Genomic DNA, 15,294 nt, shown 5'->3' with positions numbered 1-15,294 from the left:
TATTGAATGAGCCACAACGTCATCCTGGTCCTGCTCGACGGCCTCAACTACCAGGTCGCCCACCACGCCATGGGCCACCTGCACGCCTACGTCGAGGCCGACCGTGCCGCGCTGTACCGCGTGGAATGCGAACTACCGTCGCTGTCGCGGCCGCTGTACGAGTGCATCCTCACCGGTGTGCCGCCGATCGACAGCGGCATCGTGCACAACAACGTCAACCGCCTGTCCAACCAGCGCAGCGTGTTCCACTACGCCCGCGAGGCCAACCTGGGCACTGCGGCGGCGGCCTATCACTGGATGAGCGAACTGTACAACCGCTCGCCCTTCGACCCGCAGCGCGACCGCCATACCCACGCACCGAAACTGCCGATCCAGCACGGGCTGTTCTACTGGGACGACCGTTACCCCGATTCGCACCTGCTGGCCGATGGCGAATACCTGCGCCGCCGCCACGCCCCCAACTTCCTGCTGGTGCACCCGATGAGCATCGACGATGTCGGCCATCATCACGGCCTGGACAGCAGCCAGTACCGCAACGCCGCGCGCAGCGCCGACATCCTGCTGGCCGACTACCTGCCAGGCTGGCTCGAAGAGGGCTACCAGGTACTGGTCACCGCCGACCACGGCATGAACAACGACCGCTCGCACAATGGCCTGCTGACCGAGGAGCGCGAAGTGCCGCTGTTCGTCTTCGGCGATGCCTTCAGCCTCGACCCAGCGGCCAAACCGCTGCAGACCGAACTGTGCGGGACCATCTGCGAGCTGCTCGGCGCACCGCATGACAAGAGCGTCTGCCGGGAGCTGCTGAAGTGACCACACCCAAGAGCAGCAGCGCCCGTGGCCGCTATCTGGCCCTGCTCTGCCTGCTACCGTTCGCCGTGTTCTTCGTCATCTTCCAGATCGCCCCGCTGGCCTGGGTGGCGATCAACAGCCTGCAATCGGAAGCAGGTTGGGGCGTGGACAACTTCAGCAAGGTATTCGCCTCGAAGTTCTACCTGCAGGCGCTGCAACGCAGCCTGGAGATCAGCTTCTGGTCGAGCCTGTTCGGCATCGTCATCGCCACCCTCGGCGCCTACTCGCTGCGCCAGGTGGACTCGAAGCTGCGCGACTTCGTCAGCGCCTTCGCCAACATGACCAGCAACTTCGCCGGGGTGCCGCTGGCCTTCGCCTTCATCATCCTGCTCGGTTTCAACGGCGCGCTGACCCTGCTGCTGAAGCAGGTCGGCCTGCTGGAGGACTTCAGCATCTATTCCAAGAGCGGGCTGATCCTGGTGTACACCTACTTCCAGATCCCGCTTGGCGTGTTGCTGCTGTACCCAGCGTTCGACGCCCTGCGTGAAGACTGGCGCGAGTCGGCCGCGCTGCTGGGCGCCAACCACTGGCAATTCTGGCGGCACATCGGCCTGCCGGTGCTGACCCCGGCACTGCTGGGCACCTTCGTCATCCTGTTGGCCAACGCCCTCGGTGCCTATGCCACCGTGTACGCGCTGACCACCGGCAACTTCAACGTACTGCCGATCCGCATCGCCGGCCTGGTGGCCGGTGACATCAGCCTCGATCCCAACCTGGCCAGCGCCCTGGCGATGGTCCTGGTGGGGCTGATGACGCTGGTCACGGTGGTGCATCAATGGCTGCTGAAAAGGAGCTACCATGCGCGCTGACGCCCGTTCCGGCGGCTGGTACCACCGCGCCGTGGTCTACCTGCTGTTCCTCATCCTGCTGCTGCCGCTGGCCGGCACCCTGCTCTACTCGCTGGCCACCAGCTGGTCGGCCAGCCTGCTGCCCAGCGGCCTGACCTTCAAGTGGTACATCGCGCTGTGGAGCGAGCCGCGTTTCCTGGCTGCCTTCGGCCAGTCGCTGCTGGTGTGCGTGGGCGCACTGCTGCTGTCGGTGGTGCTGATCCTGCCGCTGCTGTTCGTGGTGCACTACCACTTCCCCAGGCTCGACGCGCTGATGAACATCCTCATCCTGCTGCCGTTCGCGGTGCCGCCGGTGGTGTCGTCGGTGGGGCTGCTGCAGCTGTATGGCAGCGGGCCCATGGCCATGGTCGGCACGCCGTGGATCCTGATCGGCTGCTACTTCACCATTGCCCTGCCGTTCATGTACCGGGCCATCACCAACAACCTGCAGGCGATCAACCTGCGCGACCTGATGGACGCCGCCCAGCTGCTGGGCGCCAGCACCTGGCAGGCGGCGCTGCTGGTAGTGCTGCCGAACCTGCGCAAGGGCCTGATGGTGGCTCTGCTGCTGTCGTTCTCGTTCCTGTTTGGCGAGTTCGTGTTCGCCAACCTGCTGGTCGGCACCCGCTACGAGACCCTCCAGGTTTACCTGAACAACATGCGCAACAGCAGCGGCCACTTCAACAGCGCGCTGGTGATCTCGTACTTCGCCTTCGTGCTGGTACTGACCTGGGTCGCCAACCGCCTGAACAAGGACAAGACCTGACATGAGCTTCGTCAGCGTACAGAAACTGCAAAAAAGCTACGCCGGCAGCCCGGTGTTCGAGAACATCGACTGCCGTATCGAACGCGGCGAGTTCGTTACCCTGCTTGGCCCGTCCGGTTGCGGCAAGTCCACGCTGCTGCGCTGCATCGCCGGGCTGACCCCGGTGGACAGCGGGCAGATCCTGCTCGACGGCCATGACATCGTGCCGCTGAGCCCGCAAAAGCGCGGTATCGGCATGGTGTTCCAGAGCTATGCGCTGTTCCCCAACATGACCGTGGAGCAGAACGTCGCCTTCGGCCTGCGCATGCAGAAGGTCAAGGCCGAAGAAAGCCAGGCCCGGGTACGCGAGGCGCTGGAGCTGGTGGAGCTGGGCAACTTCGCCGGGCGCTACCCGCACCAGTTGTCCGGCGGCCAGTGCCAGCGCGTGGCCCTGGCCCGTTCGCTGGTCACCCGCCCGCGCCTGCTGCTGCTCGACGAGCCGCTGTCGGCCCTGGATGCGCGCATCCGCAAGCACCTGCGCGAGCAGATCCGCGCCATCCAGCGCGAGCTGGGGCTGACCACCATCTTCGTCACCCACGACCAGGAAGAAGCGCTGACCATGTCCGACCGCATCTTCCTGATGAACCAGGGCCGCATCGTCCAGAGCGGCGATGCCGAAACCCTCTACACCGCGCCGGTGGACCTGTTTGCCGCCGGCTTCATCGGCAACTACAACCTGCTCGACGCCGACAGCGCCAGCCGCCTGCTGCAGCGCCCGGTGGCCAGCCGCCTGGCGATCCGCCCCGAGTCGATCACCCTGGGCATCAACGGCGAACTGGACGCCGAAGTGCGCAGCCACAGCCTGCTGGGTAACGTGATCCGCTACCGGGTGCGGGTGCGCGAGGTGGAACTGGTGGTCGACGTGCTCAACCGCTCACCGTCCGACCTGCACGCGGACGGGCAACGGGTAAGCTTGTCGATCGACCCCACGGCGCTACGAGAAGTGGCCTAAGGAGAATCAACACCATGGCACTGGCAATTTTCGATCTGGACGAAACCCTGATCCACGGCGACTGCGCGTCGCTGTGGAGCGAGCAGATGGCCCGGCTGGGCTGGGTCGACGGCAAGGACTTCCTGCGCCGCGACCATGAGTTGATGGAAGCCTACGGCAGGGGCCATCTGCGGATGGAGGAGTACATGGCCTTCAGCCTGGAACCGATTGCCGGGCGCACCCTGGAAGAGGTCGAGCACCTGGTGACGCCGTGGGTCGAAGAGGTGATCGAGCCGATCATCTACGGCGACGCCTGCCGCTGCATTGCCGAGCACCGCAAGCGCGGGGATCGCATCCTGATCATTTCGGCGTCGGGTACGCACCTGGTCGGGCCGATTGCGGCGCGGCTGGGGGTGGACGAATACCTGGCGATCGAACTGGAGGCGGTGAACGGGGTTTATACCGGCAAGACCCATGGGGTGCTGACCTATCGCGAAGGGAAGATCACGCGGTTGCTGGAGTGGCTGGACCAGGAGCAGGAGAACCTGGAGGGGGCGAGTTTCTATTCCGACTCGCGGAACGATTTGCCGTTGTTGTTGAAGGTGGATCATCCGCATGTGGTGAACCCGGATGCGGTGTTGCGGGAGCATGCCGAGGTCAACAAGTGGCCGATCCTGAGCTGGGCCTGAGGTAACCACATCGCCTGCACCGGCCCTTTCGCGGGTAAACCCGCTCCCACAGGGACCACACAGTTTTCAAGCCTGTGGTAATCCCTGTGGGAGCGGGTTCACCCGCGAAGGGGCCAGGCCTGCTTACACCAGGCTAGGGTCGATCACCATCACCAGCTTGCCCGACACCTGGTTGGTCTCAAGCTCGGCATACGCCGCCTGGGCAAACTCCACCGGGTAGGTATCCACCAGCTGCGGCGACAGGCGCCCTTCGGCAAACAGCGGCCAAACCTGCTGCTGCAAATCGCGCAGCAACTCGGCCTTGAAGCCGTCGTCGCGGTTGCGCAGCGTGGAGCCGGTAATCTCCAGGCGCTTGCCCAGTACCTGTGCCAGGTCCAGCTCGAACTTGCGCCCGCCCATCAGGCCGATGATCACCCAGCGCCCGTCACGTGCCAGCAGCTTGAGGTTGAGCTCGCCGTAGCTGGCGCCCACCGGGTCGAGAATCACATCGAACGGGCCGAAACCTTCCAGCGCCTCCAGGTTCTCGTTGCGTACCACACCGCCGGCGGCGCCCAGCGCCTCGCAGTAGGCCAGGCGGTCCTGCGAACCGACGCTGACCCACACCGGGCTGCCGAATGCCTTGCACAGCTGGATGGCGGCCGAGCCAACGCCGCTGGCGCCAGCGTGCACCAGCACCTTCTCGCCAGCTTTCACGCCACCCAGCTGGAAGATGTTCAGCCAGGCAGTGGCATACACCTCCGGCAACGCCGCCGCCTCGTGCAGGCTAAGGCCTTCGGGTACAGGCAGCACGTGGCGGGCATCCACCACCACTTCCTCGGCCATGGCGCCGCTGGCCAGCAGCGCGCACACCCGGTCACCCACCCGCCAGTCGGCACCGGCACCCACTTCCTCGATCACCCCGGCGCACTCCAGGCCCATGTAGGGGCTGGCGCCTGGTGGTGGTGGATACAAACCTTTCATCTGCAGCAGATCGGCGCGGTTCAGCCCCGCTGCGGCCACGCGAATGCGCACTTGACCCGCGTCGCAGGCCGGGCGCTCAGCCTCGACCCAAGCCACATGTCCGTCAACGCCTTGCAATGCCTTCACAGTGCCTCCATAGTTGAATCATATGACCGAGCCTGGGAACGCCAAGTCCCCAGGCTTTTTGCAGTATGCATCCGGTTTTTTGCAACCGGTGAACAGAAAAGACGGCCTACTATGCGTGATCAATTGTCTCCACGTCGAATCAGCATGAAGCATTTCCTCCCAAGCACCGCCCTGGCGCTGATGATCGGCCTGGGCAGCCTCACGCTCGGCGGCAATGCGGCGGCCGCCAACAAATGGGACAGCCTGCAGCCGGACCGCGACGAGATCGTCGCCAGCCTCAACGTGGTGGAATTGCTCAAGCGCCACCACTACAGCAAGCCGCCGCTGGACGACGCCCGTTCGGTCATCATCTATGACAGTTACATCAAGCTGCTGGACCCGGCGCGCAGCTACTTCACCGCTGCCGACATCGCCGAATTCGACAAATGGAAAACGCAATTCGACGATTTCCTCAAGAGCGGTAACCTGGACCCGGGCTTCACCATCTACAAACGCTACCTGGACCGCGTCAAGCAACGCCTGGACTTCGCCCTGGCCGAGCTGAACAAGGGCGTGGACAAGATCGACTTCAACGCCAAGGAAACCTTGCTGATCGACCGCAAGGACGCCCCATGGATGAAGGACCAGGCCGAGCTCGACGATTTGTGGCGCAAACGCGTCAAGGACGAAGTGCTGCGCCAGAAGATCGCCGGCAAGGAACCCAAGCAAATCCAGGAAACCCTGACCAAGCGCTACAAGAACCAGCTGTCGCGCCTGGACCAGACCCGTGCCGAGGACATCTTCCAGGCCTACATCAATACCTTCGCCCAGTCCTACGACCCGCACACCAACTACCTGTCGCCGGACAACGCGGAAAACTTCGACATCAACATGAGCCTGTCGCTGGAAGGCATCGGCGCAGTGCTGCAAAGCGACAACGACCAGGTCAAGATCGTGCGCCTGGTGCCGGCTGGCCCGGCGGCCAAGACCAAGCAGGTGGCACCGGCCGACAAGATCATCGGCGTGGCCCAGGGCAACAAGGAAATGGTCGACGTGGTCGGCTGGCGCCTGGACGAAGTGGTCAAGCTGATCCGCGGCCCGAAAGGCTCGGTGGTGCGCCTGGAGATCATCCCGGCCAGCAACGCACCTAGCGACCAGACCAGCAAGATCGTGTCGATCACCCGCGAGGCGGTGAAGCTCGAAGAGCAGGCAGCGAAGAAGTCGGTGCTCAAGCTCAAGCAGGACGGGCGTGACTACAAGCTGGGCATCATCGAGATCCCGGCCTTCTACCTCGACTTCAAGGCCTACCGCGCCGGTGACCCGGAGTACAAGAGCACCACGCGGGACGTGAAGAAGCTGCTCACCGAGCTGCAGAAAGAAAAAGTCGACGGCGTGGTCATCGACCTGCGCAACAACGGCGGCGGCTCGCTGCAGGAAGCCACCGAGCTGACCAGCCTGTTCATCGAGAAAGGCCCGACCGTGCTGGTGCGCAACAGCGACGGCCGTGTCGACGTGCTGGAAGACGAAAACCCCGGTGCCTTCTACAAGGGCCCGCTGGCGCTGCTGGTCAACCGCCTGTCGGCCTCGGCTTCGGAGATCTTCGCCGGTGCCATGCAGGACTACCACCGTGCGCTGATCATCGGTGGCCAGACCTTCGGCAAGGGCACCGTGCAGACCATCCAGCCACTCAACCATGGCGAGCTGAAGCTTACCTTGGCCAAGTTCTACCGGGTTTCCGGGCAGAGCACCCAGCACCAGGGCGTGCTGCCGGACATCGACTACCCGTCGATCATCGACACCAAGGAAATCGGCGAGAGCGCCCTGCCCGAGGCCATGCCATGGGACACCATTCGCCCGGTGGTCAAGCCGGCGGCCGACCCGTTCAAGCCGTTCCTGGCCCAGCTCAAGGCGCAGCATGAAGCGCGCAGCGACAAGGACGCGGAGTTCACCTACATCCGCGACCGCCTGGCCCTGACCCAGAAGCTGATGAACGAGAAGACCGTCAGCCTCAACGAGCAGGACCGCCGTGCACGCCACGACGAAATCGAGGCCAAGCAGCTGGCGCTGGAGAACATCCGCCGCAAGGCCAAGGGTGAAGAGCCGCTGAAGGAGCTGAAGAAAGAGGACGAGGACGCGCTGCCGACCGAGGATGAAAACACCAAGCCGGAAGACGATGCCTATCTGTCGGAAACCGGTCGCATCCTGATCGACTACCTGAGTGCGAGCACCAAGGTGGCCAAGAAGTAAGGCACTGCGGCAATGATGGCAAATTAGTTTCACTTGTCATCAAACAGTCATCGCGCTGTCGTGAAATAGAGGGGCCGGGCGTGGAAACGCCCGGCCCTTTCATTTTCAGGAATACGTCATGACCGTCGCCGAACAGCTCAGTGCCTTGAGTGCCATCCTGGCTCAACGCAGCATCCACAGTCTGTTCCAGCCGATCATGTGCCTGAGCGAGCAGCGGGTTTTCGGCCATGAAGCATTGAGCCGAGGGCCGTCCAACAGCCCACTGCACGCACCACTGAACCTGTTTACCATCGCCCGCCAGGCCGGCCGCCTGACCGAGCTGGAGGCTGCCTGCCGGGAAAGCGCCTGCCGGCGTTTCAGCGAACAGCAGCTGCAGGGCAAGCTGTTTCTCAACATCTCGCCGGAATCGCTGCTGGAGCCGCACTACCCCTCCGGGCAGACCCTGAAACTGCTCGAACAGGTCGGCCTGCCACCCAGCCGGGTGGTGATCGAACTGACCGAACACACCCCGACCGACGACTTTCAGCTGCTGTCCAATGCGCTGCACCACTACCGGGACATGGGCTTCTCGATTGCCATCGACGATCTGGGGGCGGGTTATTCCAGCCTGCGCCTGTGGTCGGAGCTGCGCCCCGAATACGTGAAGATCGACCGCCATTTCATCGACGGCATCCACCGCGACCCGCTCAAGCGTGAGTTCGTCGGTTCGATACTGCAGATTGCCCGGGCGTCGAAGGCGCAGGTAATTGCCGAAGGCATCGAGCTGGCGGAAGAGCTGGCGGTGCTGGTGGAGATGGGCGTGGACCTGGTGCAGGGCTACCTGCTGGGGCGGCCGCAGGAGCTGGGGGCGCGCGAAAGCAGGCCGCTACCGGCGCTGATGAACGTTCCGCAGGCCGGACAGCCGACGGTGCGGCTCAATGCCACGATTGGGCAGTTGCTGGAGTTGTTTGGCCGGCACCGGCACCTGGAGTCATTGGCGGTGGTAGATGCCGATGGCAGGGCTTGTGGGCTGATCCACAGAGATGCTTTGCCTGTTCCGGCCTCTTCGCGGGTAAACCCGCTCCCACAGGTTCACCACAGGTCTTGAGCCTTGTGCTGTACCTGTGGGAGCGGGCGTGCCCGCGAAGAGGCCGGAACAGGCAAATCAGGCTGTTTCGGGGTAGCTGTACTCGAATACCCGGACGACTTCGGAGGCATGCCACGACGCCGCCTCCATGCCATCCACCGGCCCGGAGAAACGCCCCAGGCGCTCCACGCACTCAAAAAAACCGGTACGCGGCAAACGGCTGGCACCCTGGCTGATCACCAGCGAGCTGCGCAATGGCTGCTCGGCGCGGGCATCCAGCACCGCCAGGTACTCCAGCGCGGCTGTCAGCGTCTGCATGGCCGGGCTGGGCAACTGCAAGCGCTCGATCAGCGCTCGATACGTCAGCAAGTGACGTTGACGACGGGCCAGGTCAAGCTCGCCCAGCAGGTTATCCCAATGCTGACGGCTGATCCTGACCTGGCTCATGATGGCTCGCTCCAGCCAGCCACCCCCAGATGCCAGGCCAGGGCTCGGCGGATGGCAGCATCCGGTTGGCGTTCGCCCGATTCGATCATGGCCAGGTAAGCCGGGCTTACCCCGACATTGCGCGCCAGTTGCTCAGGTGCAATGCCCTTGGCCTGGCGAATCTGTGCCACTTCGCTGAAGGCCGGCAATGGCGCACTGGCTGCATCGCCCTGCGCTTCACTGGCAACCACCTCGGCAGGTGCCTGCCCTGCGGCCTTGAGCAGTGCCTGGTACTGTTCCCAGGGAACGACGGCGTACTCGGGTTGACCGTCCCGGCTGATGACCTGAATACCCATTACAAACCCCTTTAAAAAGGATTACAGCATGTAATCCGTAGGCATAACCCTTATGCCAATTATATTACCAACTCTGGGGTCTGTGCAGTTGCGCTGCGGTTGCGGCCAGTTTCACTGCGTGTTGCGTTCCAACCGCAGCGCTTCGGGGGTGGCCGGCAGGCGCTCGACCACGCGCAGCCGCTCGGGCGCCTGGCTGTCGCGCCAGGCCTTGAAGCGCGCCAGTTCGTCAGCCACGGTCTTAAGCACCCAACCCAGTACCGCGATGTCGTCTAGAAAACCCACGCCCAGCAGCCAGTCGGGGATGGCGTCGATGGGGCTGACGAAATACAGCAGCCCGGCGACGATGGTGACCAGCGCCTTGGGGCTGATGGCGCGGTACTCGCCGCGCCACCAGGCCAGGCACAGCGACTGCAGCAGCTTCACATCTTCACGCAACTGGCCGATGCGCGGGCCTTTGCGGGCTACCGCAAACAGCAAGGCCGGCAACCGGCCACGGCTGAGCAGGCGCTCGGCCAAGGGCAGGAAACGGGCGAAATTCCAGGGTGCGCTCATGGAGCCTCCAAGAGGAAAAGGTTATCCACATTTATTGTGGATAACCTTGTGAACAGGGCGACGTTTCCGACCCCAGGTGCCTGCCAGGCAAGGGCCCCGGTCAGATCGGGCGTTTTTTACACAGTCGTTTCACACCTTGGGTGCGTACGCCGCAAACGGTTTGCGTCAGAAGCATTCTGCTTCTTCACGCTGCATTTCCTCGGACAGTATCAGCAGTTGCAGGTTCGTCCAACTACCCGGCACAAACGAAAACGCCCCGTCAGGACGGGGCGTTTTGCGTAGGCCAGCCAGTGTTACTTGGCAGGCGCTTCGGCCGGGGCCTCGGCAGGAGCTTCCGCTTCCGGCTCGGCGCCTTGCAGCTGGGCCGGATCCTTGATGGCGATCAGTTCCAGGTCGAATACCAGTACCGAGTTGGCCGGGATCAGCGGGCTTGGGCTCTGCGCACCGTAGGCCAGTTCAGCCGGGATGAACAGCTTGTACTTCTCGCCGACGTGCATCAGCTGCAGGCCTTCGACCCAACCCGGGATCACGCCGCTGACCGGCAGGTCGATCGGGCTGCCGCGCTCGACGGAGCTGTCGAACACCTTGCCATCGATCAGCTTGCCTTCGTAGTGGACGGTGACCACGTCGGTCGCCTTGGGCTGCGGGCCGTCGGCCTTCTTGACCACTTCGTACTGCAGGCCCGAGGCAGTGGTGACCACGCCTGGTTTCTTGGCGTTTTCCTCGAGGAACTTCTTGCCGGCGGAGGCGGCTTCTTCGCTGGCCTTGGCCAGGCGCTCTTCGGCACGCTTCTGCAGCGCGGTGAAGGCCTCTACCAGCTCTTCGTCCTTGATGCGCTGTTCCTTCTTGCCAACGGCGTCTTCGATGCCGAGGGCGACTGCTTTCGAATCAAGGTCTTCCATGCCTTCCTGAGCCAGGCTCTTGCCCATGTTCAGGCCGATACCGTAGGAGGCTTTCTGTGCCGGAGTCTTCAGCTCGGGGCTGCTGGTCTGTTGATCACAGCCAGCCAGTACCAGGCCTACCAGGGCAACCGCAGCCGCCAAACGATGCTGTTTCATGCTATTTCCTTGTTCATGCGCCAAAAGGGCAATCAGGGTAAAGCCGCGAGCTTAGCAGGCGGCCATGACCAATGGCTACCGGCATAGGAGCGGGTTTTGGTAAGGAAGTTCAGTAGTTAAACGCTTATTCATCAAAGGATGTGCAGCCACTGGCCAGTATTGACCGGTTGCGGCGCCTTTGCCCGGTTTTGCGGGGGATTTATTTAGCTGAATGCTGAGAAGCCTGCACTGGCCCTATCGCCGGCAAGCCAGCTCCCACAGGTTGACCACAGGCCCCGAAGCAGGTGCTATCCCTGTGGGAGCTGGCTTGCCGGCGATAGGGCCAAACCTGCGTTCAGGGGTAGCTGCCCTCTCGGTACTGCCCCGCTACCTCGCGCAACACCTCGCATACCCACTGACCGGGCAGGCTCTGCGGCAAGGCGGCATTGCGACAGATGCCGACCGAGCCGCCAGGTTCGCGCACACCCAGGTCGAGCTCGACCAGCTCGCCCCGGCGCAGGTCGAGCAACACCGCGTCGCGCGGCGCCACCCACACGGCATCGCTGCCCAGCAGGTAGCGCCGGCTCAGCGCCAGCGACAGGGTTTCCAGGCGCTGGGCGGGCATCTGGATGCCACATTGCACGAACAGGCTGTCGGCATGCTGGCGGATGGTGGTGCCTGCGGGCGGCAATACCAACGGGTAACGCCCGACGTGGCCGCGCTCTACCGGGGTACTGGCCAGCAGCGGGTGGCCGGGCCGCACCACCAGGCTCATCGACTCGCTGTACAGGTGCTCGAACGACAGGCCCTGGATCTGCGGGCTGTCGGTCATGCGCCCGACCACCAGTTCCAGTTCGCCCAGGCGCAACTGGCCGAGCAGCTGCGCGCTGACCCCGGTGACCACACTGATCACCAGCGCCTCATGGCGCTGGTGCAGGCGGCACAGCACTTCGGGCATGAGCAGGCCTTCGACCGTGGACAACACGCCGATGCGCACCTGCGACGGCGCCCGCGCCTCGCCACGCAGGCTGCTGACGCCATCGCGCAGGGCCTGCACGCTGGGCCCGGCATAGCGCATGAAACGCGTACCGGCCGGGGTCAGCTCAACGCCCTGGCGGCTGCGCGCGAACAGGCGCGTTTCCAGCAGGTCTTCGAGTTCCTTGAGGGTCTTGGAGATGGCTGGCTGGCTGATTGCCAGGATGTCGGCAGCCCTGGCCAGGCTGCCCTGCCGGGCAATCTCCAGGAAGCACAGCAGGTGGCGGTACTTGATGCGGGTGTCGAGGTTCATGGGCTCAAGCTTACCGCATGCAACTAACCTGTACCGGCCCTTTCGCGGGTGAACCCGCTCCCACAGGGATCTCCACAGCTCTCCAGACCTGTGCAGTACCTGTGGGAGCGGGTTCACCCGCGAAAGGGCCGGTGCAGGCAACTGATGAGCATCAGGCCACAGCCAACTCCACCGCCTCCCCGTTCAACCGCACCGGCCACACCCGCAGCCGCTGCCCGCCATCTTCCAGGCACTCCCCGCTCTCCAGGCTGAAGTGCTGCTTGTACAACGGCGCCGCCACCACCAGCTCACCCTGCACACTGCCCACCAGCCCGCGACCGATGATGTTGGCGCCGGACCGCGGGTCACGGTTGTCCACCGCGTACAGCGGCTGCGCCTGCCCCGGTAGGTAGAACAGCGCCACCTGGGCCCCGTCGAGCCAGACCACCACCCCGGAGTCGGCCACCAGGTCATCCGCCTGGCACACCGCCTGCCAGTTCTCGTGGGTTTTCACAGCAGCATTGGACAAGTTCATCAGACAGCCTCCTCGACGGTTGGGATCAGGTGCAGTGGCGCAGCAGGCCGGCGCTGTTCGCGTTCGCGCACGAAGTGCACGTCCGGGTCGGCGCGGCGGTCGTTGACGAAAGTACGGAAGCGCTTGAGCTTCTCGGGGTCGTTGAGGGCGTTGGCCCACTCGCATTCATACTGGTCGACCACATGCTGCATCTGCGCCTCCAGCTCGCTGGCCAGGCCCAGGCTGTCGTCGATGATCACCTGCTTCAGGTAGTCCAGCCCACCTTCTAGGTTCTCGCGCCACACCGAGGTGCGCTGCAGTTTGTCGGCGGTGCGGATGTAGAACATCAGCACGCGGTCGATCAGGCGCACCAGGGTTTCGTCGTCGAGGTCGGTGGCAAACAGTTCGGCATGCCGCGGGCGCATGCCGCCATTGCCGCACACGTACAGGTTCCAGCCCTTGTCGGTGGCGATCACGCCGATGTCCTTGCTCTGTGCCTCGGCGCATTCGCGAGTGCAGCCGGACACCGCGAACTTGAGCTTGTGCGGGCTGCGCAGGCCTTTGTAGCGGTCTTCCAGGCGCAGGGCCATGCCGACGCTGTCCTGCACGCCGTAACGGCACCAGGTGCTGCCGACGCACGATTTCACCGTGCGGGTCGACTTGCCGTAGGCATGGCCGGTTTCGAAGCCGGCCTCGATCAGCTCGCCCCAGATCAGCGGCAGCTCGTGCAACTGGGCGCCGAACAGGTCGATGCGCTGGCCGCCGGTGATCTTGGTGTACAGGTCGTACTTTTTCGCCACCTGGCCGATCACGATGAGCTTGTCGGGGGTAATTTCACCACCGGGGATGCGCGGCACCACCGAGTAGGTGCCGTTCTTCTGCATGTTGGCCATGAAGGTGTCGTTGGTGTCCTGCAGCGGCACCAGCGCCGGGTCCATGATCGGCTGGTTCCAGCACGAGGCGAGGATACTGCCCACCGCCGGCTTGCAGATGTCGCAACCAACATGGCCCTTGCCGTGGCGTTCGAGCAGTTCGTTGAAGGTGCGGATACCCTCTACCCGCACCAGCCCGTACAGCTCCTGACGGGTGTAGGCGAAGTGCTCGCACAGGCTCTTGTCCACCGCCACGCCGCGGGCGGTCAGCTCGTGCTCGAACACCTGCTTGAGCAGTGCCGCGCAACCACCACAACCGGTGGCGGCCTTGGTGCAGCCCTTGACTGAGGCAAGGTCGCCGCAGCCGCTGTCGATGGCGGCGCAGACCGCGCCCTTGCTGACGTTGTGGCAGGAGCAGATGGTCGCGCTATCGGGCAGTGCATCGGCGCCCAGAGCCGGTGCGCCGCCTTGCGGCAGGATCAGTGCCGCAGGGTCGGCTGGCAGGGCGATGCCGTTCTGGGCGTACTGCAGCAGGGTGTCGTAGTAGCTGTTGTCGCCCACCAGCACCGCACCGAGCACGTGCTTGCCGCTGGCATCCACCACCAGCCGGCGATAGGCGCTGTTGGCTTCGTCGATGAAGCGGTAGCTGCGTGCGCCCGGGGTGGCGCCATGGGCATCGCCGATGGAACCGACATCCACGCCCAGCAACTTGAGCTTGGTCGACATGTCGGCACCGGTGAATTCGCCAGCGGCTTCACCCATCAGCAATGCCGCCAGGTTGCGTGCCATGCTGTAGCCCGGGGCGACCAGGCCGAACACGCTGCCGTTCCACGAGGCGCACTCGCCGATGGCAAAGATGCGTGGGTCGCTGCTGCGGCAATGGTTGTCGATGACCACGCCGCCACGCGCGGCGATGTCCAGGCCACAGGCACGGCCCAGGGCATCCTGCGGGCGGATACCCGCGGAGAACACGATCAGGTCGGTTTCCAGATGCTCGCCGCCATCGAAGTTCATGCGGTAGCGGTAGTCTTCACCCGCACTGATCGACTGGGTGGCGCGCGACAGATGCACGCCAACGCCCAGCGCTTCGATCTGTGCCTTGAGCGCGGCACCGCCCTCGCCGTCCAGCTGCACCGGCATCAGCCGTGGGGCGAATTCCACAACGTGGGCTTCCAGGCCCAGCGACTTGAGGGCGTTGGCTGCTTCCAGGCCAAGCAAGCCACCACCCACTACCACGCCACGGCGGGCACTGGCTGCGGCAGCGCGGATGCCGTCGAGGTCGTCAAGGGTGCGGTAGACCAGGCGGGCATTGCCGCTGGAACCTTCGATCGGCGGTACGAAGGGGTAGGAACCTGTGGCCAGCACCAGCTGGTCGTAGCCATAGCGGCCCTCGGCGGTGACCACTTCACCGCGCTCACGGTCGATTTCCAACACCGCTTCGCCGAGGTGCAGGTGCACACCGTTGGTACCGTAGAAGTCCTGCTCGCACAGGGCCAGGGTTTCGGCACAGCTGCCGCCGAAGTACTCGGACAGGTGCACGCGGTCGTAGGCGCGTTGGCGCTCTTCGCCGAACACATGCACTTCGAAGCGCTGCAGGGCGCCGCGGCTGACCAGTTGTTCGACGCAATGGTGGCCGACCATGCCGTTGCCGACGATGACCAGTCGCTCTCGTTGCCCGCTGCTCGCTGTTGCCTTCATAAGCCGATCCTCGATCAAAAAAAAAGCGCCTGGAGCCGAAGCTCCAGGCGCCTTTGCCTGTATTCATCACGGTAGGGGGCCCGGGTTGAT

Annotated in this window: 15 protein-coding genes; 7 read left to right on the top strand and 8 right to left on the bottom strand. The window is 64.2% G+C overall.

All coding sequences use genetic code 11. The features are described from left to right. Positions 1–6: 6 nt before the first annotated feature. Genes ABX298_RS17085 through ABX298_RS17065 form a run of 5 tightly spaced genes read left to right on the top strand, consistent with a single transcriptional unit; the run spans position 7 to position 4,104 of the window. Positions 7–813: an alkaline phosphatase family protein gene (locus ABX298_RS17085; RefSeq protein WP_075044040.1), complete on the top strand. Its 807-nt coding sequence runs from the start codon at positions 7–9 to the stop codon at positions 811–813. Further along, positions 810–1,661 carry an ABC transporter permease subunit gene (locus tag ABX298_RS17080; protein WP_046616725.1) on the top strand — a complete coding sequence of 284 codons (852 nt, stop codon included), beginning with the start codon at positions 810–812 and terminating at the stop codon, positions 1,659–1,661. The genes ABX298_RS17085 and ABX298_RS17080 overlap by 4 nt, the downstream gene beginning before the upstream one ends. Next, positions 1,651–2,445: an ABC transporter permease gene (locus ABX298_RS17075; RefSeq protein WP_013971414.1), complete on the top strand. Its 795-nt coding sequence runs from the start codon at positions 1,651–1,653 to the stop codon at positions 2,443–2,445. The genes ABX298_RS17080 and ABX298_RS17075 overlap by 11 nt, the downstream gene beginning before the upstream one ends. 1 nt (position 2,446) lies before the next feature. After that, entirely contained in the window at positions 2,447–3,436 is a 990-nt protein-coding gene (locus ABX298_RS17070; protein ID WP_025338060.1) for an ABC transporter ATP-binding protein, read from the top strand. A 14-nt stretch (positions 3,437–3,450) separates the two neighbouring features. Then, positions 3,451–4,104, top strand: a complete 654-nt coding sequence (locus tag ABX298_RS17065; RefSeq protein ID WP_075044037.1) for an HAD family phosphatase — start codon at positions 3,451–3,453, stop codon at positions 4,102–4,104. Positions 4,105–4,227: 123 nt separating this feature from the next. On the opposite strand, the gene ABX298_RS17060 is transcribed toward ABX298_RS17065, so the two are convergent. Continuing rightward, positions 4,228–5,190 carry an NAD(P)H-quinone oxidoreductase gene (locus ABX298_RS17060; RefSeq protein ID WP_350013102.1) on the bottom strand — a complete coding sequence of 321 codons (963 nt, stop codon included), beginning with the start codon at positions 5,188–5,190 and terminating at the stop codon, positions 4,228–4,230. A gap of 144 nt (positions 5,191–5,334) precedes the next feature. Between ABX298_RS17060 and ABX298_RS17055 the strand changes: the two genes are divergently transcribed. Both ABX298_RS17055 and ABX298_RS17050 read left to right on the top strand, forming a co-directional pair. Next, a complete protein-coding gene (locus ABX298_RS17055) occupies positions 5,335–7,416 on the top strand; it encodes a carboxy terminal-processing peptidase (RefSeq protein ID WP_162276774.1) in 2,082 nt (693 codons plus the stop codon). Positions 7,417–7,534: 118 nt separating this feature from the next. Continuing rightward, positions 7,535–8,503 (top strand): EAL domain-containing protein, encoded by a 969-nt coding sequence (locus ABX298_RS17050; protein WP_367393363.1) that lies wholly within the window; start codon positions 7,535–7,537, stop codon positions 8,501–8,503. 57 nt (positions 8,504–8,560) lie between these two features. Here the strand turns inward: ABX298_RS17050 and ABX298_RS17045 are convergent, their stop codons facing one another. The 7 genes from ABX298_RS17045 to nirB all read right to left on the bottom strand — a co-directional run bounded on the left by ABX298_RS17045 (position 8,561) and on the right by nirB (position 15,204). Continuing rightward, positions 8,561–8,929, bottom strand: coding sequence for a hypothetical protein (locus ABX298_RS17045; RefSeq protein ID WP_013971408.1), 369 nt, complete (start codon positions 8,927–8,929; stop codon positions 8,561–8,563). Beyond that, positions 8,926–9,264, bottom strand: coding sequence for a helix-turn-helix transcriptional regulator (locus tag ABX298_RS17040; RefSeq protein ID WP_039614580.1), 339 nt, complete (start codon positions 9,262–9,264; stop codon positions 8,926–8,928). Before ABX298_RS17040 ends, ABX298_RS17045 begins: the two co-directional genes overlap by 4 nt. A 111-nt stretch (positions 9,265–9,375) precedes the next feature. After that, positions 9,376–9,816, bottom strand: coding sequence for a YkvA family protein (locus ABX298_RS17035; protein WP_015269270.1), 441 nt, complete (start codon positions 9,814–9,816; stop codon positions 9,376–9,378). Positions 9,817–10,109: 293 nt separating this feature from the next. Beyond that, positions 10,110–10,874 carry an FKBP-type peptidyl-prolyl cis-trans isomerase gene (locus tag ABX298_RS17030; RefSeq protein WP_003257347.1) on the bottom strand — a complete coding sequence of 255 codons (765 nt, stop codon included), beginning with the start codon at positions 10,872–10,874 and terminating at the stop codon, positions 10,110–10,112. 334 nt (positions 10,875–11,208) lie between these two features. Beyond that, a complete protein-coding gene (gene pcaQ / locus ABX298_RS17025; protein WP_367393362.1) occupies positions 11,209–12,141 on the bottom strand; it encodes a pca operon transcription factor PcaQ in 933 nt (310 codons plus the stop codon). A gap of 151 nt (positions 12,142–12,292) precedes the next feature. Next, positions 12,293–12,655 carry a nitrite reductase small subunit NirD gene (gene nirD, locus ABX298_RS17020; RefSeq protein ID WP_075044032.1) on the bottom strand — a complete coding sequence of 121 codons (363 nt, stop codon included), beginning with the start codon at positions 12,653–12,655 and terminating at the stop codon, positions 12,293–12,295. After that, complete coding sequence (nirB, locus tag ABX298_RS17015) at positions 12,655–15,204, bottom strand: nitrite reductase large subunit NirB (protein ID WP_367393361.1); 2,550 nt, start codon at positions 15,202–15,204, stop codon at positions 12,655–12,657. Before nirB ends, nirD begins: the two co-directional genes overlap by 1 nt. Positions 15,205–15,294: the final 90 nt, after the last annotated feature.

Source organism: Pseudomonas sp. X4 (assembly GCF_040784925.1).
Classification (GTDB): domain Bacteria; phylum Pseudomonadota; class Gammaproteobacteria; order Pseudomonadales; family Pseudomonadaceae; genus Aquipseudomonas; species Aquipseudomonas putida_Z.
Note: the sequence above shows the minus strand (reverse complement) of the source record. Positions and strands in the feature narration are given on the sequence as shown.